Genomic DNA, 19,377 nt, shown 5'->3' with positions numbered 1-19,377 from the left:
CGAGATGGACAGCGATCGCATCCAAACAGAATTTGAATTTGTCCTCCCTAGAGGATTGGTCGATGCTCAAGGGGGCGTTCATCGCCAGGGGGTGATGCGTCTGGCAACGGCAAAAGATGAAATGTGCGTCCAAAAAGACCGGGGCGTTCAGGATAATCCAGCTTATGGAGTCTTGGTAATGCTCTCGCGGGTGATTACCTGTATCGGTACTGTAACCGAGGTAACGCCTACACTGTTAGAGGGTCTTTTCTCGCGAGATCTGGCATATTTGCGGGAGTTTTACAATCGCATTAACCAGGAGGGGGAAGCTTACATTCCGGTTCAGTGTCCCCAGTGCAATCGTCAATTTCAGGTGGAGCTTTCTCTATCGGGGGAATTCTAGGCTACCCCTCGGACGTACTACGCCAAGAGGTAGCCTTGATAGCTTTTCACTTTCACTGGTCTTTAGAGGATATCCTCAATCTAGAACATCGCGATCGCCGGGATTGGGTGACAGAAATTAGTCAGCTGGTGCAGCCAGAATAAAGCAGGGGCAAGGGGAGAACCCTTGCCCCTGCTTCATCTACAATGCTTTATTTTAGGGCGTTGGATTCTGGCTGATGTCTACCTTCACTAAGGGTTCTTCAGCAACTGTGCCGAGATTAACTGACTTTAACAAGTCTTTCCAATCGCTAATTAAGCTGGAATCTTTAGGATTGGCGTTACGTAAGTCAGCTAGAGAGGCGACGGTATCAAGCCACATCCCCGCATCTGCATAGATTGCTGGGCGATCGCGCGGTGCTGCTTTCTTTAGATCATTCCTCAGGGCAACATTTGGTTGGACTCGTTGAATCCACCCTTCTACAGAAATATCTGCTCCCCGATCTTCAGCATCGCAAATCATTGATAACGACCAACGGTATTTTTTGCCAGCAACTAACGAGGGTGCATCCTTTTGAGGAAGGCTAACACTCACAACACCTCCTGTGCTAGGAATCGGCAATGTTGTTTCGTATATTACCTGCTGACTTGTTTCGCCGTCATACAGAATAAACTCTGCGTCCTGGGCGGAAGTTTTAGGAACAGCAACAAATAATGTCGGGCGAGCTGCTACAGTCAAACCTACATTTGTGCTGGGTAACAATGCCATGAGCGACTTTCCTTGGGCGGCGCAGCTGCTGCTACCACGCGATGCTCCCGGTTCTCTAGTTTTGGGTGCCCCAACCCTTGGCAGCCTAAATCTTAAGCGCCCTGCCACACGCATTTCCCTACGGTTCAGGCTGGGTTGTTGAATCGGTTTGCTTTTTGTGGTAGCGGTGGCTGGAAAGCTGGTAGCGATCGCACTAAGCCCCACAAACAAGGCTAAGGAGAGTGTTGTGAAATACACAGAAGACTTGTTCACCATAATCTTTAAGTTGTTGCAGTGGGTTTACCTAGCAAGCAGCAAGCGGAGTGCATACAAAGGGATCGAAACACTTTCCAAAGGGATCGCCTCCATGAGGCATCGTGCTTTGTAAATAAACTCGATCGCGACCGTAGTGGTTTTAGACAAAGACTCTTTAATCTTCAACAAAGTTTCCCACTTTTCCTGGCATATCTCTAGAAATTAGCGATTAATTTTGTCATGTTTCTTGCCTTAGTGGGTACTTAAAAGCGCTGGTTTTTGCTTAGTACAAAATTTGATGTTATAACTACTATAAAATTATCTCTCAAATTGGCACTTTTTCTTTTCTCAATCAAAAAAATTATCTATTTGTCCGATTTCTTCTCAAAAGCTTCATAAAGTTTTGTAGTCAATTAATTTTTTGGTTCTTGACGGCTCAATTTGCGGCTTAAACAATTTTCAAGGACACAAGGATACATACAAATTCTTAATCTTAATTTCCTCTGTTTAAGCTACACATTGAGCGAAGATTAAAACTCTAGCCCCTAGAGAGGAGGCGGCAATTATATGGTTTCTCAGCTCACTTCAAAGATTCGCTCCCTGCTATCAAACACAAACAACCTACGCACAGCAGCTTTAAATTTTGGTGGACAAGTTGTTCTCACCAGTGTGGTGGCGACAAGCTTGGTCGTGGGAGCTAGGCAACTAGGGATACTCCAAGGACAAGAGCTGGGTGCTTTTGACCAGCTGACTCGGATGCGTCGTGATGAAGGTCCAGATAATCGCCTGTTGCTGGTGGAGATTACTGAGGGAGATATCCAAACTGAGAAAGGGTGGCCTATCTCGGATGCCACAATTGCCAAAGCGTTAGAGAAACTAGAGCAGTATGAACCGAGAGGCATCGGTATAGATATTATTCGGGATGTTCCGGTCAAAGAGGGGAATGCCAATTTATTGAAGATCCTCAAAGGAAGCGATCGCATTATTACGATCTGCCAACTCAGTGATGGTAAACAGGCAGGATTTCCGCCACCGCCTGGAATCTCACCAGACCAAGTGGGATTTGCTGATTTTGTCAAAGAACCTGATGGATGGGTTCGCCGCAGTCTCTTAGTGGCAAATCCTCCAGTCCCGAATGCTCCCTTAGAGAACCCCCATCTTTGTAGCGATCCCGAAGAGCAACTCACCTCCTTGGATTTGACCCTAGCACTCATGTACCTGCAAGCTGAGGGAATCGAAGCAGAACCTTCAGATGACGGGAATCTGAAGATCGGTTCCATTCTCTTCAAAAGCCCCGATCCGAATGCTGGCGGATACCGGAAAGCCGACACGGAAGGGTTGCAGATGTTGATTAACTACCGTTCGGCAAATCTGCCTGCCCAAAAGATAACGCTTACAGATGTACTCAAAGGCAAGATAGATCCAGCTTTAGTCAAAGATCGGGTTGTTTTGGTTGGCTACACCGCAGTTAGCGTGAATGACGACTTCAACACGCCCTATAGTGCTGCTCAAGAAGGCACTCAGAAAATGCCCGGAGTGGTCATTCATGCTCAGGTTGTGAGTCAGATCCTCAGTGCAGTTCTGGATAAACGACCGCTATTTTGGTACTGGAATGAGTGGGGCGAAATTGGATGGATTTGGGCCTGGTCGTTGGTGGGAGGCTTAGTGGCATGGCGAATTCGGCGTCCCTTGCTCTTGGTGATTGCGGGAGGGGGAGCGATCGCCCTCTTGTTTGGAACTTGTTATGTTTTGTTTCTCAAAGCAGGATGGATACCCCTCGTGCCCCCAGCATTGGCACTGGTGACAACGGCAGTCGGCGTCGTTTTGATAGATAGAGGATACGCCAAAGCCATCTATCAAGGCGTCAAAGGGTTTTTAAAAATCGATATTGAGATTGACCAGGAAAAGAAAGAACGCCAAGTAGCGGAAATTACAGAAAGTGACTACTTCCAAGAGTTGCAAGAAAAGGCGAAAAATCTCAGGAGTCGAGAAAGCAATTCTTCTGAAAAAACAACTTCTAAATTAAAAGTCGAGAGGGCAGAAGCGGCTGAAACAACGGCAGAAACCGACTACTTACAACAGTTGCAGCAAAAGGGAAGAAGTTTCAGGAATCGATCCAATGATGGGGAAGCAGAAGCTACCACTGAGTCAACCGTTGAAATCCCAGAAGCCGCTGAAACAACCACAGAAATCGACTATTTACAGCAGTTGCAGCAAAAGGGGCAAGAGTTAAGAAATCGATCCAATGATGGGGAAGCAGAAGCTACCACTGAGCCAACTGTTGAAATACCAGAAGCTACACAGGCAAGCCAAGCCACTGAAACAACAGCAGAAATCGACTACTTACAGCAGTTACAGAAAAAGGGTAAAAAGTTAAGAAATCGGCATCATGATGGGCAAGCAGAAGCTGTTGCGGAATCAAACGTTGAAATACCAGAAGTTGCATTGGCAAGCCAAATTACTTCTCCTGTCGAAGAATTAAGCAATCAGCAGGACGGACAGGGAGAAGCCGCAATTGAGCCAAATACCTCCACCCCAAAAGTCCTCCAGCCAAGCCAAGAAGTTGAAGAAACCGAAGAACTCGACTACTTCCAGCAGTTGCAGCAACGAGCAACCTTGAGAAATTGGGAGGAAGATAGGCAAACCCAAGCTGCTACTGAGTTAAATACCTCAATAGCAGATGTCACACCAGCAACCCAAGAAACTGAAAGCGAAGAACTCGATTACTTCCAGCAGTTGCAGCAACGAGCAAACTTGAGAAATTCGAGCAGCGACGGGCACGCAGAAACCACTACCGAGTCAAATTCCTCAACAATAGAAGTTCTAGAGACTAGCCAGGAAGCTGAAAGCGAAGAACTCGATTACTTCCAGCAGTTGCAGCAACGGGCAAAAACCGTGAGGAATACAGAGACTGAATCTACCTGATGGCGGCGAGATAAAGCGCTATTAGAGGACATCTACCGATACATCGAACTGAGTATGCTACGCCGGATGCGTAGGCTCGCGATTCACATCATTAGCTGATGAACAAGGAAGGAAAAGATGAATCAGGATCGAATCGATCAATCACCCACCGATTCCAGCGGACACCAAACTGATATTGGTCTGAATATGCTTGATATGATGAATTTGCCCGATGACCTGCAAAAACTCGTCAACTGGATGATGCGTCAGAAAAACGTGACCTTGCCGGAAGTGGCAGCTCACACTGGCGAAAGTGAGGAAGTTGCCCGCACCCAGTTAGAAGCTCTAGTCGCTCAAGGCGTCGTGCAAGAACTAGAAGAGGGAGAAACACTCCGCTACCGACCTCGCCTTGCCTCTAAACAGCGAAGCAAGCTATCTACAAATATCTGGCAGAACCTGGAGTGAGTAAACGAAATAAGCGTCTATCAAGCTGTGGGAATTAGCCTAAATGCAAGTTTCTATTACCTTGATAAGGTTGTAATCCTATTTGGGTTGTGAGGCGCTAGATTAACACTTCTTCCAGCCCCTCCCTAACGCTTGAAAAAAGAGCAGATGAGAATCTATATGTTGCAACCAAAAGACAAAATGGTATAGCGTATAAGCCGCACGGTTCATTCCCCACGCCCTTGAGTGGGCTTTCTCGATTGTTTTCTGTTAAGGATGAAGAATCCTCTCACATATTGAGGTAAACCATGTCAAAAATTGTGTCCATCCACTCATTCCGGGGTGGCACCGGCAAATCAAATTCGACGGCGAATCTGGCAGCTTTAGTGGCTCGCTTTGGGTATCGCGTTGGTATCGTTGATACCGATATTCAATCGCCAGGAATTCACGTGCTTTTCGGTTTCGATGAGCAGAAGATGGTACACTCTCTCAATGACTACCTGTGGGGTCGCTGTTTAATTGAAGAAGCTGCTTATGATGTCACCTCAGTTTTAAGAAAAACTGGCGTTAAAGGCGGCAGCATTCATCTGATTCCTTCTAGTATCAAAGCAGGGGATATTACTAAAGTTCTGCGCGAGGGATTTGATTTTGGTCTCCTCAATGACGGTTTCCAAGAGATAATGGAAACCTTGAATCTGGATTACTTATTTATTGACACCCACCCAGGTCTTAACGAAGAAACTCTACTTTCTATTACTATCTCTGATATCTTGGTGCTAATTTTGCGTCCAGACCGCCAGGACTTTCAGGGGACTGCTGTGACGGTGGAGGTAGCTCGGAAATTACAGGTGCCTAAGATGTTGCTGCTAGTAAATAAGGCGCTACCCGTTTTGGATTTTGATGCCTTGAAGCAACAGGTAGAAAAAACCTACAATGCTCCGGTGGCTGGAATTTTGCCGCTTTCAGAAGAGATGATTCAAATGGCAAGCAGCGATCTCTTTTGCCTGCGGTTTCCAGATCATCCCTTGAGTAAGGTGATGGAAAAGGTTGCCAAGATGATTATGGCTTAATAGGTAATTGTCAGTGCAACCGAAAAAATAACTGAATTTGTAGGGACGGGTTTGACAAAATATTGGTGATTAGCTAAGCATATTGATAAACTCCCCTACACTATGGACTTTTGCTATTTAATTAATTGCCCGTAACCATTCGCAGAATAGTTTGGGGAAGTTGGGTTATCTGCTGCCAAAGGTCTTGGGGGCCAATGCCAAAGAAGAGTTGTAAAACGAGAACAACTGCCGCAATTAAAATGGCTGTGCCGATGCTGGCTTTCACTACCTTAATGAGTAAGGTGAAGACTAACCAGGATACGATGAGTGCGGCAATTAGAATGATTAAGTCTACTGGCATGGACGTTACTCTCAAAGGTATTCATCAGGCTGGAGAATTTTGACAAGGTAACAGAATCTTTGCTTTGCTAGCTCGAAAATACAGAGATAGTTTTCGTGAAGTCACCTTTGCGAACTTCATTTACCAGGCTTCAAGCTTTAGTCTGTAGGAAACTTGCTTTTAATTCCCGATCGCCTGTCTAATTTTCCCCGAAATAGCGATACTTTTACTTTGATTTACTCTCCACCGGGCATATAAAGCAGACGCCATTGCGCTTTTACTGTGCCAAAGACGGCTTGATATTCCAGGGGAGAATAAGCAAAGCGATTGGAAATGTAGCCCGGTTTTCCATTTGGCAAAATTACGGCAGTCCACCCGTTGATGGAACTGTAATCTTCGCCTCGTTGCGCCCGTTCTCTGGCCCGTTGTTCTTCGATTTGACGATTGACTTTGACGACTTCGTTTGAGAGTAAGCCGACTACTGGACTCTCTAGGCTGGGTTGCGATCGCACGTTCACATTTTCACCTACAACGATGACGCGGCTTAATTCGTAGGAAACGCCATCGGCAGAATTTGGTGCGGGATACTGTCGAGCAAAATCGCGCGGTACGGTGTTACAAATCCAACCTGGCGATTGGGGGTCAACGTCCGGTTGCCCCTGGTTAGTGGTTTGAAAACAACCGGCAGCTAGGGCTTTTTCTAGCCATCCCCAGATTGGGGCATTGTGATTTTCTAGCTTCAAATCGGGGAGGGTGCTGATGCCGTGACCAATGCCAATTTGGTTGAGGGGCAAAATGGATTGCACAAACTCAGCATCGCGCGATCGCACTGCTTCCCGCAACTGTTGCCGAAATTGAGCGAAGTCACTTTCTGGGTTTACTTCATCTACCAGAACGATGCGTTGATGGGGAAAGTCATCCAGCTTTGGCTGTATTGCCACATTCGTTTGAGTCGTTGTTTGTGGCGTTGTGGCTTCAACTGCATCGTTGTTGGTTTTAACGGTGGAAGCGATCGCAGTTGCTTGTGAGGTCGAAGTTGATTCCGGTATATTTGTTTCTATGCTTTGTTGGTTCTGTGCCCCAGTTTGGCGACCGGCTGTTGCTAGAGTGGCACCAGTAATTGCCGAAATCGCAACTGCCCCCATAATCAAAAAGTATATTTTTTTCATAACTAATGCCGATAACGTCTTTTTGTTACCTACAGTTGAGACGCTAGGATTTCAGGCAAAGTTATTAAATTTTTGTTTTTAAATACATGAATATGCCGGGAGGCTGATGATTGGCGCTCCCAGCAAAGGTCGTATATTATTTCTCTTCTACATACATTGGAGGCTCAATCGCAAAATTGTTTAGCTGCCCCGCTTCATCCAGGATGTAACCCTCGGTCGTATCTAAACCAGTTCCTTCTTCTTGTTCTCTAGCTGCTTCAACTTGGTGTTTATTCAGCTCTTTGTCCACATTAGATGGAATCACCGCATCTGCTGCATTCACGCCCAATACTGATTGCGATAATTGAACTCCAATGTGGTTGTTTCCTGGTGCCCCTCTTCCCGGTTCTGCTTCGCTGGGATCTTCTGGCAATACTGGATTTTGTTCGTCGCTCATGAATTTTTCTCCTATGTTATTTTAAGTTGAGCGTAGTCTGTTTATTACGATGTTTCTATTTATGAAGGTAGCTTAGTTAGTATCGCTCTTTACTCTTTCGCGGGTATTAAATTGGTAAAGGCAAAGGTAGAGAGCGCAGCGGCATTGCTTGATAGCAGAGGCTTGGCTTGACGCTGGATAGGCGAGATTTCCTCTGACACGGAAAAGACGCGATCGCATTGAACTCCTCTCAGCACGTCGGTAATTATAGGGAAATCGCAGCCAGAACCCAGCTTAATCCTTTCACAGTAAAATAAATTTAAAAAATCCATCTTAGTGCGGATATATCGGTAAGCACAATGAATAGGATTAGCAAATCTGATTGTTCTAAGAAATCGGGTTTGGGGTACTGTAACGCAATTTTCAGTTTATTTCGCTCGTTTTGCGGAAATTGTCTTTCAATTTTCCGGTTTTATAATAAACACGCTAGTAAACAACTCCTTTCATGGCATCAATCGCCCGCAAAAACCTATTTGAGGATATTCCCCGCTTCCTGGCAGCTCAGGCGGGGATTATGTTTGCAGTTAGCTTAGTCACTATTCAAACGGGTATTTTCAATGGATTTACTCGCGCTACGACTTTGCTAATCGACAATTCCAATGCTGATATCTGGGTATCCTCAGCGGATATGATTCACATGGAGCTGACACTACCCATACCCGCGCAGCGAGTTGTTGAGGCTCGACGGGTAGAAGGCGTAGAACAAGCTGAACCGCTGATTGTCCAAGCATCTTTGTGGCGAGATTCTCGGAACAAGATTTCACCGATGAGAATCATCGGATTCAATCCAGCCGGAGAATTATTTAGTCCAGGGAAAGTTATTCAAGGAAGTTTGAGTGCCTTAAAGCAGCCTTACACGGTGATGCTGGATAAATCTAATTTGCGTCCTTTGAACATCAAACAAATTGGCGATGTTGCTGAAGTTGGCTCATTTAAGGCACAGTTAGTTGCTCTGACGCAAGACACTCAATCAATTACATCGAATACTTTTTTGTTCACCTCGTTGGAGACTGCCAACGCTTACGCAAATTCCCGCGTAACGACGAGTTTAAACTGCAAGCTCCAATCGGGTGACATAAAGTGTACCAGTGCGTCGGCGAGTTTTAATAACCCACCCGCTGCGAATAATCTATCTGCTCCTGCACCCCAGAAATTAACTCCTACTGATTTAATCACCTATGTATTGGTGCAGGCAAAGCCCGGTCAAGATTTACAGCAACTCAAGAAAAAGTTAGAAGCAGCACTACCAGATACCCGCGCTTATACGAAGGCTGAAATGGCATCGCAGACGCGGGTTTTCTGGCAGCAGCGCACGGGAATTGGGTTTATTTTGGGCTTGGGTGCCGTTGTTGGCATTATTATCGGGATGGCGATCGCAGGTCAGATCCTCTACGCTTCTGTATCTGACCACTTAAAGGAGTATGGTACGCTCAAGGCGATGGGAGCTTCTGATTGGAAAATTTACGGTGTGATTGTCGAGCAGGCTCTCTGGATGGCGGTTCTGGGCTATATTCCCAGCATGGTTCTTTGCCAGGGGTTGGGAGCTTGGACGTTTGCTACTCAGGGAATCATCATTTTAATCACGCCTGGAAGTGCGATCGCCATCTTTGGGATTACGACTCTGATGTGTGTTGGTTCAGCTATCTTCGCTATCCAAAGAGTGACTCGTGTCGATCCGGCTATTGTTTTTAAGGCATGATTTCAGAATTTTGCCGCTTTAGGATAATAGTCGATGGTTTTCAGGAACCTGATATACTCAATGACCATCAATAATAAATGTAGATGTCTGTTTTATCCTAACTGATAGTGAGTTGAACTTTATATTGGCAACAGGGCAGAACAATTAGAAATTAAAACATTATACAAACCTATTTTGGAGAGTATGCGTACTTTAAGTAGGTGAGTGTAATTCAATCTCACTTGAAACGGTGAGGGGAGCAGGGTTCGTACTACCTAAAGTCACACCTACTATTTAGTCTCTAATGTCAATCTCTATAAAATAGATTGATTCCTGCTCGCTATTCAATAGTCGAACAGCCTTTATCTAGAGTAGGAGGCATTAATGTTCGGTTTCTTCTTAAAGTCTGCATCTGATTCTTTCCTTCGATGCTTCCGTTGAAATTTTGTCCGGAGTATGGTTACTTAAGACAGATTGCATTTAGTAACTCGTTGTAGTTTAGACCTAACGAATAGAAATTTTGATGATTCTTTCCCAAAGCAACCGTACTCAATTTGCCAGTGTCCGAAATCTAGATGCTATTCCTTCTATGAGTTCGCTTCAGGCTCACAGAAAAGCCATTATCGGCATCGGAGTAGAAATGGTATTCCAGTCGGGAGGATCGCGTTTCCAAGCCCTTAAAAGAGTCAATCTGGAAATCTTCAAGGGCGATATTCAACTATTGATGGGGCCATCTGGATCGGGTAAAACGACCTTACTCTCAATTTTGGCTGGGATTTTGACGCCGACTGCTGGCAGCGTACACTTGCTGGGGGAAGAGATTACAAGGATGTCTCGGAGCCAGTTAGCAAAGTTCAGACTGGAAAATATTGGCTTTATTTTTCAAGGATTTAACTTGTTTCCGGCGCTGACTGCGGCTGAGAATATAGAAGTAGCGCTGAATCTGAAAGGGATTCGGGGACGAATGGCACGGCAACAAGCACAAATTTTGCTAGAACAGGTGGGATTGGCGGATAAGGCGAAAAATTTACCCCGCGATTTATCTGGGGGACAAAAACAACGGGTAGCGATCGCTCGTGCTTTAGCTGGCAATCCTCAGTTGATTATGGCAGATGAGCCTACGGCGGCTTTAGATTCTCACTCCGGACACGCTGTGATTGAGTTACTGCGTCAGCTCGCCAAGGAAGGCGGTTGCACGGTTCTGATGGTGACACACGATAGTCGAATTATGGATGTTGCCGATCGAGTGTTGCATCTAGAAGATGGAAGGTTGAAGGCATAACATCTAATTTGTGAATCGGGTCATTGATAGTTTGTTGCTGTTTGGGAATGGGGAATTGGAAATGACATTAGGCGTGCCTTCTTTCCAATTCCCCATTCGTTTTAAGAATTATGAGAGCGATCGCAACTTTAGATTTAGATGAGAAGGCAGCTGAGGTTGGATGCGATCGCTTCAACCGAGTAGTGTCCCTGATGCGATCGCCTTAAATATTATTTCCTGGGAAAAACTCTTTGACGACTGCGGCAACTCCCAACGCCGCAGCTGCTACAGCGCCCCATTTAACCGGCGGATTCTTATCCAGCCAGTCAGTGAAGGAGGGAATCGTTAGATTGCCAAAATCTCCTTCTACTTTGTCATGGCTGAGAATCGGCTCGTAAAGATTATCTGGCGCATCTTCAGACTTTGGCTCGTTGGTTTTCTGAAAATTGAAGCCGATGAGAACCAAAATTTGATCGACCAGTCCCGGTGAGATGCGCTGAACCACATCTAACAGCTTGCCCACATCCCCCACAATAAAGTCACGAGTGGGGTGTTCGGCTACGTAGAGGATCGCATCAGCAACAAGGTTCGGCTCATAGTACGGCGGTATTCCCGTCGGCTTGACGCCTAATTTCGTGCGACCGTTGTTGTAGAAGGGCGTGTTGATCACGGATGGCTTCACACTCGTCACACTGATGGGGATTCCCTCATGTTGCAGCTCGACGCGCAGAGATTCTAGAAAGCCCTCAACCCCGTGCTTTGCTGAGGAGTAGGCACTCTGGAGGGGTAATGAACGCCTGCCTTCCATTGAAGAGATGTGGATCAGCGCCCCGCGTCCCTCGCGCTTGAGATGGGGTAGCGCCGCCATTGCACCGTATACCTGCCCCATCAGGCTAATATCGATGATCCGCTTAAACTCTTCCGGTGTTGTATTGTCGAAAGTGGCAAAAACGCCCGTGGCGGGGCAATGCACCCAGGTATCGAGTCGCCCGTATACCTGCACGGCTTTATCTGCGATCGCTTTTACTTGCTCGAAATCTGTGACATCAGCAACGACTGCGACTGCTTCACCGCCTTGTTGCTGTATCTCATCCACCAAAGACTTTAACCCTGGTTCGCTGCGAGCTGAGACGACTACTTTTGCGCCTCGGTGGGCAAACTGCAAAGCTGTCTCGCGCCCGATGCCGCTAGAAGCGCCAACGACGGCGACGACTTGCTCTGTGATTGGCTTTAATTGCATTGTTGCTCATCCTTTTATTAAAGTTGCTGACGACAAACCATTCACCTTTGCAGCTCAATTGCATCCAGGAACGTTGCCTTAGTTGTCAAATGTTAAGTTCTATTAACTAAATTAATCGACTCACGGCGGGTTACATCAGTCTCAGGGTTGACCTCAAGGTTGACAATGGGGATGGGAGTAGCGCCCTTTGCCTAGATTTTGCGATCGCTGGATAGCTGACTTTTACAGAAGTCAGCTCCGAATTCGTGCAGGTAGTCCACGACTGAATTTTCCAGAATGAGAAAAAAAGAAAACAATTTATTTAGCGCCAATACAGAAGCAAGAAGAAGCGAACAAATTTTATAACAGAGCGATAATAGACTAAAAAATATAAGCAAGTGAATACTTTAATAACTTTATGAACACAGCAACAATTACTTTACCTTCTACCCTCAAATTAACAATTGACTTGACAGACGAGCAGTTTTTCCAGTTATGTCAGAACAATCGGGATTTAAGATTTGAGCGCACAGCATCGGGCGAATTAATCATTATGCCCCCTACAGGTAGCGAAACTGGAAATCGTAATATCGATTTATCGTATCAACTCCAAGCTTGGAGCCGACAAAACAATTTAGGGCTTGCCTTCGACTCTTCGAGTGGCTTCAAACTGCCGAATGGTGCAGATCGTTCACCTGATGCGTCTTGGGTAAGACACGATCGCTGGGATGCTTTAACCCCTGAAGAACAACAGGGATTTGCGCCGCTATGTCCTGATTTTGTGGTTGAGTTACTTTCTCCTAGCGATTCAGTGAAAATCGCACAGGCGAAAATGAGAGAGTATATGGAAAATGGCGCTCGATTGGGTTGGTTAATTAACCGGAAAAACCAGCGAGTAGAAATCTATCGCCAAGGTCAGGATGTGGAAATTCTAGAAAATCCGGCAACTTTATCAGGAGAAGATGTGTTACCTGGGTTTGTATTAGATTTAAAACAAATTCTGTAGTTTTAGACGAGATCGTGCAGTTTTGGTGGGAAAGCGATCGCAGTCGTATGTGAATAAATGTGATCAACAGCCGTGAGTGCTTACAGGCGATCGCAAAAAGTCTTGTAAAATCTTGCCATTCGATATAATGAACAGATGTTGGACTTTAATTCCCTCTCTGAGTTTTCACGCGCCCACTGTATCGCCATTTGCGCGTTTCTGGTTCCAGCCAACTTGGGTGCTACCATCTGGACAATGATTCTGGCTGCACTCTGTCGCCCTCAAGTTCAGGTGTGGCGGAGTGCTGGAGTGGCAACCGTCTTTGCTCTGGTGATGGTGCTACACGTCTTTACTTGGTTCCAGGTTGGGGTAGTGCTGCCTCCCACCTATATCCTGCTATGTTTGGGAAGCACCTGCCTGGTCATGAATATTCTAGCGATCGCCTACAACTACAATACAGTTGTCCTCCGCAAACGCTACCCTAATGCTTCTAGCGCTATCAACCACCCCTGAAACAGCTTCATGTCGTCAGTATTGCCTCCCCTTTGGTTTGATGCTTGTAGTAACAACGTTAGGCAATGCTGGCTTCTGATGGATGTGCGCTCACACAGATATCATCCCAGGTTTTGTTAACAAAGAAAGATATTTTGTAGCTTGCTAGCCAAACTCCAGGTACTCATCAAAGATTAGTTTATACCTGTGGATTGAATGGCGATCTTAACCAACTGGCAGTAGTTGCTTAACTTTTTATAGCTCCATTTATTACTTAATGATGACTCATGGTTAATTGCTAAGTGTTGAAAAGCAATTAGCCATTTGTTGTTTTTTGTTCAGAAAAACAGTGTTTTTTAAAAGTCTGTAAAAACACCTTAGAAAATTATAAATAAATGTAAATGCTTGTCAATGCCTTTGGGTATAATTCTCTTGATAGATCACAAAAGCATAGAGGATGAATTAGCTTTGTTATAGTTATCACCGAGAAAACTATGCTAATTTCATCCAGGCCAGTAAAAGATGTATTCTATTGCCCAGAAGAATCTAATTTTTATTCTCAATGTTTAGAAAGTTTAGTTTTAAATGAGGGCGCTCATGGTAAAACTATTATCGAATTTGGTTCAGGAGATGGAACCCCAGTCATTAACTCCTTAATGAGAACCAGATTTGATGGAATTATACATGGCTTTGAACTCAATGACTTAGCCTGGAAAACTGCTAAATCAAATATTCAGGAATACGAACTTAGCGCCCAATATATCATCCACAATACTTCTTTCTTTGAGGCATCTCTTCCCAAGGCCGATTATCTGATTTCAAATCCACCATACCTTCCAGCGCCAGATGAGAATATTTATCAACCCCTGTTACATGGGGGTACAGATGGGTCTAAAATTGCCAAACGGCTTTTATCTTTAGATTATGAAAACGTCTTACTAATGCTCTCTAGTTATTCTAATCCGGAGGGCTTTATTAATTATGCAATCATGCAAGGCTACTCGATTGCTAATTTTATCGTCTCCCCTCTAAACTTTGGTTATTACAGTTGTGAGCCAAAGGTTAAAAACACAATTAGAGAGTTGCGAGAAAAGAAGATGGCTTTTTACTCAGCGAACATCTATCTTTTAGCTGGTGTTTTGTTTAGGAAGCAGCAGAAATGTCAAGTGGATTTATCTACTGAGCTGATTCAGATCATGACATCTTTGTAAAAGCTTAAACAGGGAGGGGGAGAGCGATCGCTAAAGAATCTTTCCTAAACCCAAAAGCCACTTTAGACGGGAACGAATCAAGGGTATTGAGAAGTTAACAGTTCTCAGTGCCCTATTCTTATTGTTTAATTTCTAACTAAAACTAGAAAAATTCAAATTTATTCTCGTTCTCTAGGTTGAACCCTGAGAACGAGAATGGAAGACGACTGACTGTTAACAAGTCGGCAAGTAGTTTAGGCAAAATGTATTTTATCGATTGGCCTCTCGCTCCGCTTCTCTTGCCGAACGCGCGATCGCTACACCAGCGCGATCGCCCATTAGCTTCTCTTGGTCATATCCCAGGACAATTTCCCAAGCATCATCCGGGTACTTGTCAACCAACGGCATTGCCACATCATCTAACATCCATTGACCGTGACGTTCGTCTTCCCGAATGTGCAGTTCCCAGTAACCCATTGCTGCATCAGAAAGTTTCAACCGTTGTGCTGCGGCTAAATAGGTTTTGTATGCCGCAGGACCTGCCACTTCAAAATAAGTCAATCCACCGCAGTAACGCAAGAAATAAATTTTGCGCTCGGTAACGAGAAAGTTATGATTGGCGCAGGCTAGCACTTCCCAAGGTACTAAATCGAAGTAGCCCTCTGGCTCTGTGTTCATGCCAAACTCGTCAAGCATCTGGGCAAAAAAGGTAGAGTGCTTGCGGGAAAGGCGACCGTTGCCGTACTCTTCCAACAACACTTTGACGAGGGTACATTGTACTGCGTTGGCGGTGCCTCCCAGAATGCGCGACAGGCGGCTGCCTTCAACTAAGCCATCAAAGGAACCAATTGCCAAGATTCGGCGATAACCAGCCTCTGTTGTCTGCTCCCGCAAGTAGCGACTACCTTCCGATAGGGGAGGATCTAAGTCGGCTGCACCCCGCTCGCTCAGCGCTTGCTTAACATCGGCTGGGGAGAGTTTTTGGAGTGCTTCTACATCAAAGTGTGCCAGTTCCCACTGCTGCCAAGCGGACTCGATTTGGTTGCGAACTTTTTGCAACCAAATTGAGCGTTCGTTGGTGTAATGGCGCAGATCGTCATACCAAAACAGCTTGAGCCGATTGATGCGATACAGCACGCGCTGCAAAAAGAGGTGTGCGGCTTCAACTGGCTCATCACCACTTCCTACCTTGTAAGCCGCCTCAATTGCGGTAGCGATCGCACTTTCAACGTCGCTTGCTAGTTCAGGCTGTGCAGCCAGCTTGTTGTCTAAATCTTCCATTTCGAGCAGTTTTACAAATTGCTGCTCAGATTCGTTGTAGTTTGTGGCTGTTCGTTGACTCGTTGCCGTATTTGTCGGTTGAAAATCAGTAATCGCGACCATAATTGCCCATGAATTCCGTCTTTGCACTTTTTTGATGCTAGTGCTGTCTGGTTGGAACAATTGTCGGTCTGTGGGGGGAACTTGCCACAGCCAAACGTATTTCTACCTAAATATATAGGTGTTTGAAGATTAACCACAAAGACACGAAGACACAAAGAAACTTCGTGCTTTCTTTGTGTCTTTGTGGTTCAACAAAACATTTTTTGCTATGGCACTATGCGATCGCTGCCACCGCAGACAGTAATCCTTGGAACAACCCCATCCCATCCGTACCGCCTAAAATCGGATCTGAGGCGCGTTCTGGATGAGGCATCATTCCCAGCACGTTGCCTTTTTTATTGCAAATACCCGCAATATTATTTAAAGAGCCGTTGTGATTCTCGCCGTGATAACGGAAGAGAATTTGATGGTTATCTTCCAGGCTTGCCAAAGTATCGGCATCGGCGTAGTATCTCCCCTCACCGTGGGCAATCGGGAGGGTAATGACTTGTCCGGTAGAATAGGCTTGCGTCCAAGGGAGATGAGTGCGTTCGACTTTCAGGGGAACGCGATCGCAAATAAAATGCAACTCTTGATTGCGGGTAAGCGCCCCTGGCAAGAGTCCCGCCTCTGTTAGCACCTGAAACCCGTTGCAGATACCCAAGACAAACTTCCCTTGCTGGGCGTGTTTAATCGTTGCTTGCATCACCGGAGAGAAACGAGCGATCGCGCCACAGCGCAGATAATCGCCGTAGCTGAAGCCACCCGGAATCACTACCACATCGAGATCGGAAATATCCGTGTCTTCATGCCAAACCATCCGCGTTGGCTGATGTAGCAAATCGCGAGTCACATAGGCGACATCGCGATCGCAATTAGAACCCGGAAACACAACAACCCCAAATTTCATATTGCTAATCGCTAATGGAAGACTGGCTAGCCAGAAGTCATCAGTAGCGATTGGTTCTTCACAAATGACCCATCGCTACTAACTACCAACTACCTAGCCCCTATTATCCTAAAAGAATATCTCCGTCTCTATCTGACCCGACATCTCAGTTAGGTCAAACCGATAGTTTTCGGTTACCGGATTCGTCAACAACTGATCGCACATCCGATCTAATTGATGCCGCGCCTCATCCTCACTCTCTGCCATCAGAGTCAGTTCAATATACTTTCCGATTCGCACCTGCTCAACATTGGCATATCCCATATGCCCCAACCCAGACTGTACCGCCGTGCCTGCTGGGTCTAAAACTGAAGGGCGCAGAGTCACGTAGATTTTCGCTTGATATTTCCGATTCACAGCCATTCCTATAAATTATTCCCTTAGATAGGTGATATTTGTTTTATTCTAAGGGGGGAAGGGTGTGAGCTGCGTGAAGTTCTCGCAATTTAAGCTGGAAAGAGATAAAGGTATCAGCGACAACCTGAAACATATTAAGGATATCTAGCAAAACTGAAGACCATGAAAGCCCAACGCACCCGCAGTCAAGAGCGTATTTTGAATCTGCTCAAGACGATGAACCGAGCTGTCTCAGCTCAAGATATTTATGTAGAACTTCGCAATCGTAGCCAAAGCATGGGACTAGCAACCGTCTATCGTTCCCTAGAAGCCTTAAAACTGGATGGTGTCGTCCAGGTACGGACATTGGCAAGTGGCGAATCGCTCTACAGTTCCGTGCAACAAGACAAGCATCACCTGACTTGTTTGCAGTGCGGAGACTCGATTCCCATCAATCAATGTCCAGTCCATGAATTAGAGAGCCAGCTGCAACAATCGCACTCGTTTAAAATTTTCTACCATACTCTGGAGTTTTTTGGACTGTGCGATCGCTGCTGTGTTGCTCAAGTTGCTAGCGATGCCCTGGATTAACTGTCCTCATCTAAATCTAAAAATTGAGCTTGGTTCGTGTCTCCAACAATCGAGCGAATGCCTTCCAACGTAGCTGGGATAGTGCGCGGGTCCATAAACATAACCTTGCTGCTACCGCTCTTGCCAATCGCCATCCCCATTTCTAGATAATTCTGAGCGAGTAGGTACTGAAGAGCTTCCTGGGCGTTGGGGTCGGTTTTGAGCGTTTTAGAAATCACTTGCAGCGCTTCAGCAGTAGCCTGAGCCTTGAGAACTTGCTGCTGCCGTTCCGCCTGCGCTTTGAGAACAATCGTCTTTTGTTGCCCTTCTGCCTCCAGAATCGCGGATTTTTGACGGGCTTCTGCTTCCAAAACTTGCGCCTCAGCCTTACCTTTAGCAGAGTTCACGGCTGATTCGCGTTCGCCCTCAGAGGTGAGAATTGCCGCCCGCTTGCGACGTTCCGCCGACATTTGCAATTCCATCGATTCTTGCACAGCCTTGGAGGGAACGATATCTCGCAGTTCTACCCGTGTCACCTTCACTCCCCAAGGATCGGTAGATTCGTCCAGTTCTCTGAGCAAAAGTTCGTTAATTTGAGTCCGGGCAGTAAAGGTTTCATCCAGTTCCAGTTTGCCCATTTCCGAGCGAATCTGCGTCAGCACCAAATTCACCATTGCTGACTGGAGATTTTCCACTTTGTAGTAGGCTTTCTCCAAATCCAGAATGCGCCAGTACACGACAGCATCAGCGGTAATCGAAACGTTGTCGCGGGTAATACATTGTTGGGGAGGAATATCGAGAACTCTTTCCCGGACGGTTGCTTGGTAAGCGACTCTTTCGTAAACCGGGATCACGAAATTCAAACCGGGTTTTAGTTTTTTGCCGCTATATTTACCTAAAGTTTCGACTAAAGCTTCGTTTCCTTGAGTAACCACCTTGACCCCTGAGAGGGCAGATCCGCCTAAAACTAAAGCGATTAGTAACCCAAAAAATCCTTCCATTGTGAACCTCGTTTTTACAATATCGCAGATTGATAAACCCTAAAATTAGGATTTCAATAGGTGTTCTGGCAGCACGATGAGAGTTGTGCCTTCCCGTCTGACGACGTACACTCTTTGATTGGGAGCGATCGCCAGTTTCTCATCTTCACATCGTGCCTTCCAAGAATTTCCTTCGTAGAGTACCCGCCCCATCTCTCCTGGCAAAATCTCTGTTAAAGTCTGACCCTCGGTTGCATCTTCCATCGAAGACACCTTTCGCCTCGGCATCAAGCGATGACCCAGGTAAACGAAAGCAATTGAAAACACTAACCAAAGCACCACCTGTAAAGCCGCCGGTAATGGGAGCAGCATGACTAACAGTGCCACCACGAAGGCGCTGATTCCCATCATGAAAGCGGTAAAAGCTGTTGGTACAACTAGCTCTATCGAGCAAAGGATCGCTCCTATCAGTAACCACAACAAAGTTGGGCTGAATCCCAAAGGCTGGAGCGCCAGCTGAATGAGTAACGGAGAATCAAACAACCCTGCTAGAAACCAAATCGTCATAAAACTCAATCCCTTCTTGATATCCCGGTAAGGATAGTTATCAA

General features: G+C 45.9%; 22 protein-coding genes. 11 read left to right on the top strand and 11 right to left on the bottom strand.

The features are described 5' to 3' along the window. Positions 1 to 4 precede the first annotated feature (4 nt). Both NC994_RS06615 and NC994_RS06610 read left to right on the top strand, forming a co-directional pair. Positions 5 to 382 (top strand): phage tail assembly protein, encoded by a 378-nt coding sequence (locus tag NC994_RS06615; protein ID WP_190436942.1) that lies wholly within the window; start codon positions 5 to 7, stop codon positions 380 to 382. After that, the gene (locus tag NC994_RS06610; RefSeq protein ID WP_347276133.1) at positions 367 to 525 is read left to right on the top strand and encodes a DUF6760 family protein; all 159 of its coding nucleotides are present in this window, start codon (positions 367 to 369) and stop codon (positions 523 to 525) included. Before NC994_RS06615 ends, NC994_RS06610 begins: the two co-directional genes overlap by 16 nt. A gap of 52 nt (positions 526 to 577) precedes the next feature. Here the strand turns inward: NC994_RS06610 and NC994_RS06605 are convergent, their stop codons facing one another. Further along, positions 578 to 1,384, bottom strand: a complete 807-nt coding sequence (locus NC994_RS06605; RefSeq protein ID WP_190436939.1) for a DUF928 domain-containing protein — start codon at positions 1,382 to 1,384, stop codon at positions 578 to 580. A 546-nt stretch (positions 1,385 to 1,930) separates the two neighbouring features. On the opposite strand from NC994_RS06605, the gene NC994_RS06600 reads away from it, so the two are divergent. The 3 genes from NC994_RS06600 (at position 1,931) to NC994_RS06590 (ending at position 5,781) form a co-directional block, all read left to right on the top strand. Continuing rightward, the gene (locus NC994_RS06600) at positions 1,931 to 4,288 is read left to right on the top strand and encodes a CHASE2 domain-containing protein (protein ID WP_190436936.1); all 2,358 of its coding nucleotides are present in this window, start codon (positions 1,931 to 1,933) and stop codon (positions 4,286 to 4,288) included. 117 nt (positions 4,289 to 4,405) lie between these two features. Continuing rightward, complete coding sequence (locus tag NC994_RS06595) at positions 4,406 to 4,732, top strand: ArsR family transcriptional regulator (protein ID WP_190412603.1); 327 nt, start codon at positions 4,406 to 4,408, stop codon at positions 4,730 to 4,732. A gap of 287 nt (positions 4,733 to 5,019) precedes the next feature. Beyond that, positions 5,020 to 5,781, top strand: coding sequence for a MinD/ParA family protein (locus tag NC994_RS06590; protein WP_190436933.1), 762 nt, complete (start codon positions 5,020 to 5,022; stop codon positions 5,779 to 5,781). 121 nt (positions 5,782 to 5,902) lie between these two features. Here the strand turns inward: NC994_RS06590 and NC994_RS06585 are convergent, their stop codons facing one another. The 4 genes from NC994_RS06585 to NC994_RS06570 form a co-directional block, all read right to left on the bottom strand. Further along, positions 5,903 to 6,121, bottom strand: coding sequence for a hypothetical protein (locus NC994_RS06585; protein WP_190412601.1), 219 nt, complete (start codon positions 6,119 to 6,121; stop codon positions 5,903 to 5,905). 215 nt (positions 6,122 to 6,336) lie between these two features. Beyond that, the gene (locus tag NC994_RS06580) at positions 6,337 to 7,269 is read right to left on the bottom strand and encodes an SH3 domain-containing protein (RefSeq protein ID WP_190436931.1); all 933 of its coding nucleotides are present in this window, start codon (positions 7,267 to 7,269) and stop codon (positions 6,337 to 6,339) included. 136 nt (positions 7,270 to 7,405) lie between these two features. Beyond that, positions 7,406 to 7,705: a hypothetical protein gene (locus NC994_RS06575; RefSeq protein WP_190412599.1), complete on the bottom strand. Its 300-nt coding sequence runs from the start codon at positions 7,703 to 7,705 to the stop codon at positions 7,406 to 7,408. 89 nt (positions 7,706 to 7,794) lie between these two features. Continuing rightward, the gene (locus tag NC994_RS06570; RefSeq protein WP_190412598.1) at positions 7,795 to 8,016 is read right to left on the bottom strand and encodes a hypothetical protein; all 222 of its coding nucleotides are present in this window, start codon (positions 8,014 to 8,016) and stop codon (positions 7,795 to 7,797) included. A gap of 173 nt (positions 8,017 to 8,189) precedes the next feature. Here NC994_RS06570 and NC994_RS06565 point away from each other — a divergent pair, with 173 nt between their 5' ends. Next, the gene (locus NC994_RS06565) at positions 8,190 to 9,443 is read left to right on the top strand and encodes an FtsX-like permease family protein (RefSeq protein WP_190412597.1); all 1,254 of its coding nucleotides are present in this window, start codon (positions 8,190 to 8,192) and stop codon (positions 9,441 to 9,443) included. Positions 9,444 to 10,011: 568 nt separating this feature from the next. Further along, complete coding sequence (locus NC994_RS06560) at positions 10,012 to 10,704, top strand: ABC transporter ATP-binding protein (protein ID WP_199292335.1); 693 nt, start codon at positions 10,012 to 10,014, stop codon at positions 10,702 to 10,704. Between the two features lie 202 nt (positions 10,705 to 10,906). Here the strand turns inward: NC994_RS06560 and NC994_RS06555 are convergent, their stop codons facing one another. Further along, a complete protein-coding gene (locus NC994_RS06555) occupies positions 10,907 to 11,923 on the bottom strand; it encodes an SDR family oxidoreductase (protein ID WP_190436927.1) in 1,017 nt (338 codons plus the stop codon). A 397-nt stretch (positions 11,924 to 12,320) separates the two neighbouring features. Here NC994_RS06555 and NC994_RS06550 point away from each other — a divergent pair, with 397 nt between their 5' ends. From NC994_RS06550 to NC994_RS06540, 3 genes are all read left to right on the top strand, one after another. Then, positions 12,321 to 12,908 carry a Uma2 family endonuclease gene (locus tag NC994_RS06550; protein ID WP_190436925.1) on the top strand — a complete coding sequence of 196 codons (588 nt, stop codon included), beginning with the start codon at positions 12,321 to 12,323 and terminating at the stop codon, positions 12,906 to 12,908. Between the two features lie 135 nt (positions 12,909 to 13,043). Next, complete coding sequence (locus NC994_RS06545; RefSeq protein ID WP_190412593.1) at positions 13,044 to 13,400, top strand: hypothetical protein; 357 nt, start codon at positions 13,044 to 13,046, stop codon at positions 13,398 to 13,400. Positions 13,401 to 13,873: 473 nt separating this feature from the next. After that, positions 13,874 to 14,590: a class I SAM-dependent methyltransferase gene (locus NC994_RS06540; protein WP_190412592.1), complete on the top strand. Its 717-nt coding sequence runs from the start codon at positions 13,874 to 13,876 to the stop codon at positions 14,588 to 14,590. Positions 14,591 to 14,839: 249 nt separating this feature from the next. On the opposite strand, the gene NC994_RS06535 is transcribed toward NC994_RS06540, so the two are convergent. From NC994_RS06535 to purS, 3 genes are all read right to left on the bottom strand, one after another. Beyond that, positions 14,840 to 15,952: an iron-containing redox enzyme family protein gene (locus NC994_RS06535; protein ID WP_190436922.1), complete on the bottom strand. Its 1,113-nt coding sequence runs from the start codon at positions 15,950 to 15,952 to the stop codon at positions 14,840 to 14,842. 214 nt (positions 15,953 to 16,166) lie between these two features. Then, complete coding sequence (purQ, locus tag NC994_RS06530; protein ID WP_190436920.1) at positions 16,167 to 16,841, bottom strand: phosphoribosylformylglycinamidine synthase subunit PurQ; 675 nt, start codon at positions 16,839 to 16,841, stop codon at positions 16,167 to 16,169. Between the two features lie 108 nt (positions 16,842 to 16,949). Continuing rightward, complete coding sequence (gene purS, locus NC994_RS06525; protein ID WP_190412878.1) at positions 16,950 to 17,237, bottom strand: phosphoribosylformylglycinamidine synthase subunit PurS; 288 nt, start codon at positions 17,235 to 17,237, stop codon at positions 16,950 to 16,952. A 162-nt stretch (positions 17,238 to 17,399) separates the two neighbouring features. On the opposite strand from purS, the gene NC994_RS06520 reads away from it, so the two are divergent. Continuing rightward, entirely contained in the window at positions 17,400 to 17,807 is a 408-nt protein-coding gene (locus NC994_RS06520; RefSeq protein WP_190412589.1) for a Fur family transcriptional regulator, read from the top strand. On the opposite strand, the gene NC994_RS06515 is transcribed toward NC994_RS06520, so the two are convergent. Both NC994_RS06515 and NC994_RS06510 read right to left on the bottom strand, forming a co-directional pair. Continuing rightward, positions 17,804 to 18,787, bottom strand: coding sequence for an SPFH domain-containing protein (locus NC994_RS06515; RefSeq protein ID WP_190412588.1), 984 nt, complete (start codon positions 18,785 to 18,787; stop codon positions 17,804 to 17,806). The two genes, NC994_RS06520 and NC994_RS06515, sit on opposite strands and share 4 nt — an antisense overlap. A gap of 45 nt (positions 18,788 to 18,832) precedes the next feature. Further along, the gene (locus tag NC994_RS06510) at positions 18,833 to 19,333 is read right to left on the bottom strand and encodes an NfeD family protein (RefSeq protein ID WP_190436917.1); all 501 of its coding nucleotides are present in this window, start codon (positions 19,331 to 19,333) and stop codon (positions 18,833 to 18,835) included. Between the last annotated feature and the right edge of the window lie 44 nt (positions 19,334 to 19,377).

Source organism: Trichocoleus sp. AS-A1, from assembly GCF_039962015.1.
Lineage (GTDB): Bacteria > Cyanobacteriota > Cyanobacteriia > Cyanobacteriales > FACHB-T130 > FACHB-T130.
Note: the sequence above shows the minus strand (reverse complement) of the source record. Positions and strands in the feature narration are given on the sequence as shown.

Bases quoted from the DNA above. Each gene is read 5' to 3' on its own strand.
- NC994_RS06590 (WP_190436933.1), top strand. From the start codon at position 5,020: ATGTCAAAAATTGTGTCCATCCACTCATTCCGGGGTGGCACCGGCAAA.
- NC994_RS06580 (WP_190436931.1), bottom strand. From the start codon at position 7,269: ATGAAAAAAATATACTTTTTGATTATGGGGGCAGTTGCGATTTCGGCA.
- NC994_RS06545 (WP_190412593.1), top strand. From the start codon at position 13,044: ATGTTGGACTTTAATTCCCTCTCTGAGTTTTCACGCGCCCACTGTATC.
- NC994_RS06565 (WP_190412597.1), top strand. From the start codon at position 8,190: ATGGCATCAATCGCCCGCAAAAACCTATTTGAGGATATTCCCCGCTTC.
- NC994_RS06520 (WP_190412589.1), top strand. From the start codon at position 17,400: ATGAAAGCCCAACGCACCCGCAGTCAAGAGCGTATTTTGAATCTGCTC.
- NC994_RS06575 (WP_190412599.1), bottom strand. From the start codon at position 7,705: ATGAGCGACGAACAAAATCCAGTATTGCCAGAAGATCCCAGCGAAGCA.
- NC994_RS06535 (WP_190436922.1), bottom strand. From the start codon at position 15,952: ATGGTCGCGATTACTGATTTTCAACCGACAAATACGGCAACGAGTCAA.
- NC994_RS06555 (WP_190436927.1), bottom strand. From the start codon at position 11,923: ATGCAATTAAAGCCAATCACAGAGCAAGTCGTCGCCGTCGTTGGCGCT.
- NC994_RS06600 (WP_190436936.1), top strand. From the start codon at position 1,931: ATGGTTTCTCAGCTCACTTCAAAGATTCGCTCCCTGCTATCAAACACA.
- NC994_RS06585 (WP_190412601.1), bottom strand. From the start codon at position 6,121: ATGCCAGTAGACTTAATCATTCTAATTGCCGCACTCATCGTATCCTGG.
- NC994_RS06550 (WP_190436925.1), top strand. From the start codon at position 12,321: ATGAACACAGCAACAATTACTTTACCTTCTACCCTCAAATTAACAATT.
- NC994_RS06510 (WP_190436917.1), bottom strand. From the start codon at position 19,333: ATGACGATTTGGTTTCTAGCAGGGTTGTTTGATTCTCCGTTACTCATT.
- purQ (WP_190436920.1), bottom strand. From the start codon at position 16,841: ATGAAATTTGGGGTTGTTGTGTTTCCGGGTTCTAATTGCGATCGCGAT.
- NC994_RS06560 (WP_199292335.1), top strand. From the start codon at position 10,012: ATGAGTTCGCTTCAGGCTCACAGAAAAGCCATTATCGGCATCGGAGTA.
- NC994_RS06605 (WP_190436939.1), bottom strand. From the start codon at position 1,384: ATGGTGAACAAGTCTTCTGTGTATTTCACAACACTCTCCTTAGCCTTG.
- NC994_RS06515 (WP_190412588.1), bottom strand. From the start codon at position 18,787: ATGGAAGGATTTTTTGGGTTACTAATCGCTTTAGTTTTAGGCGGATCT.
- NC994_RS06570 (WP_190412598.1), bottom strand. From the start codon at position 8,016: ATGGATTTTTTAAATTTATTTTACTGTGAAAGGATTAAGCTGGGTTCT.
- NC994_RS06595 (WP_190412603.1), top strand. From the start codon at position 4,406: ATGAATCAGGATCGAATCGATCAATCACCCACCGATTCCAGCGGACAC.
- NC994_RS06615 (WP_190436942.1), top strand. From the start codon at position 5: ATGGACAGCGATCGCATCCAAACAGAATTTGAATTTGTCCTCCCTAGA.
- NC994_RS06540 (WP_190412592.1), top strand. From the start codon at position 13,874: ATGCTAATTTCATCCAGGCCAGTAAAAGATGTATTCTATTGCCCAGAA.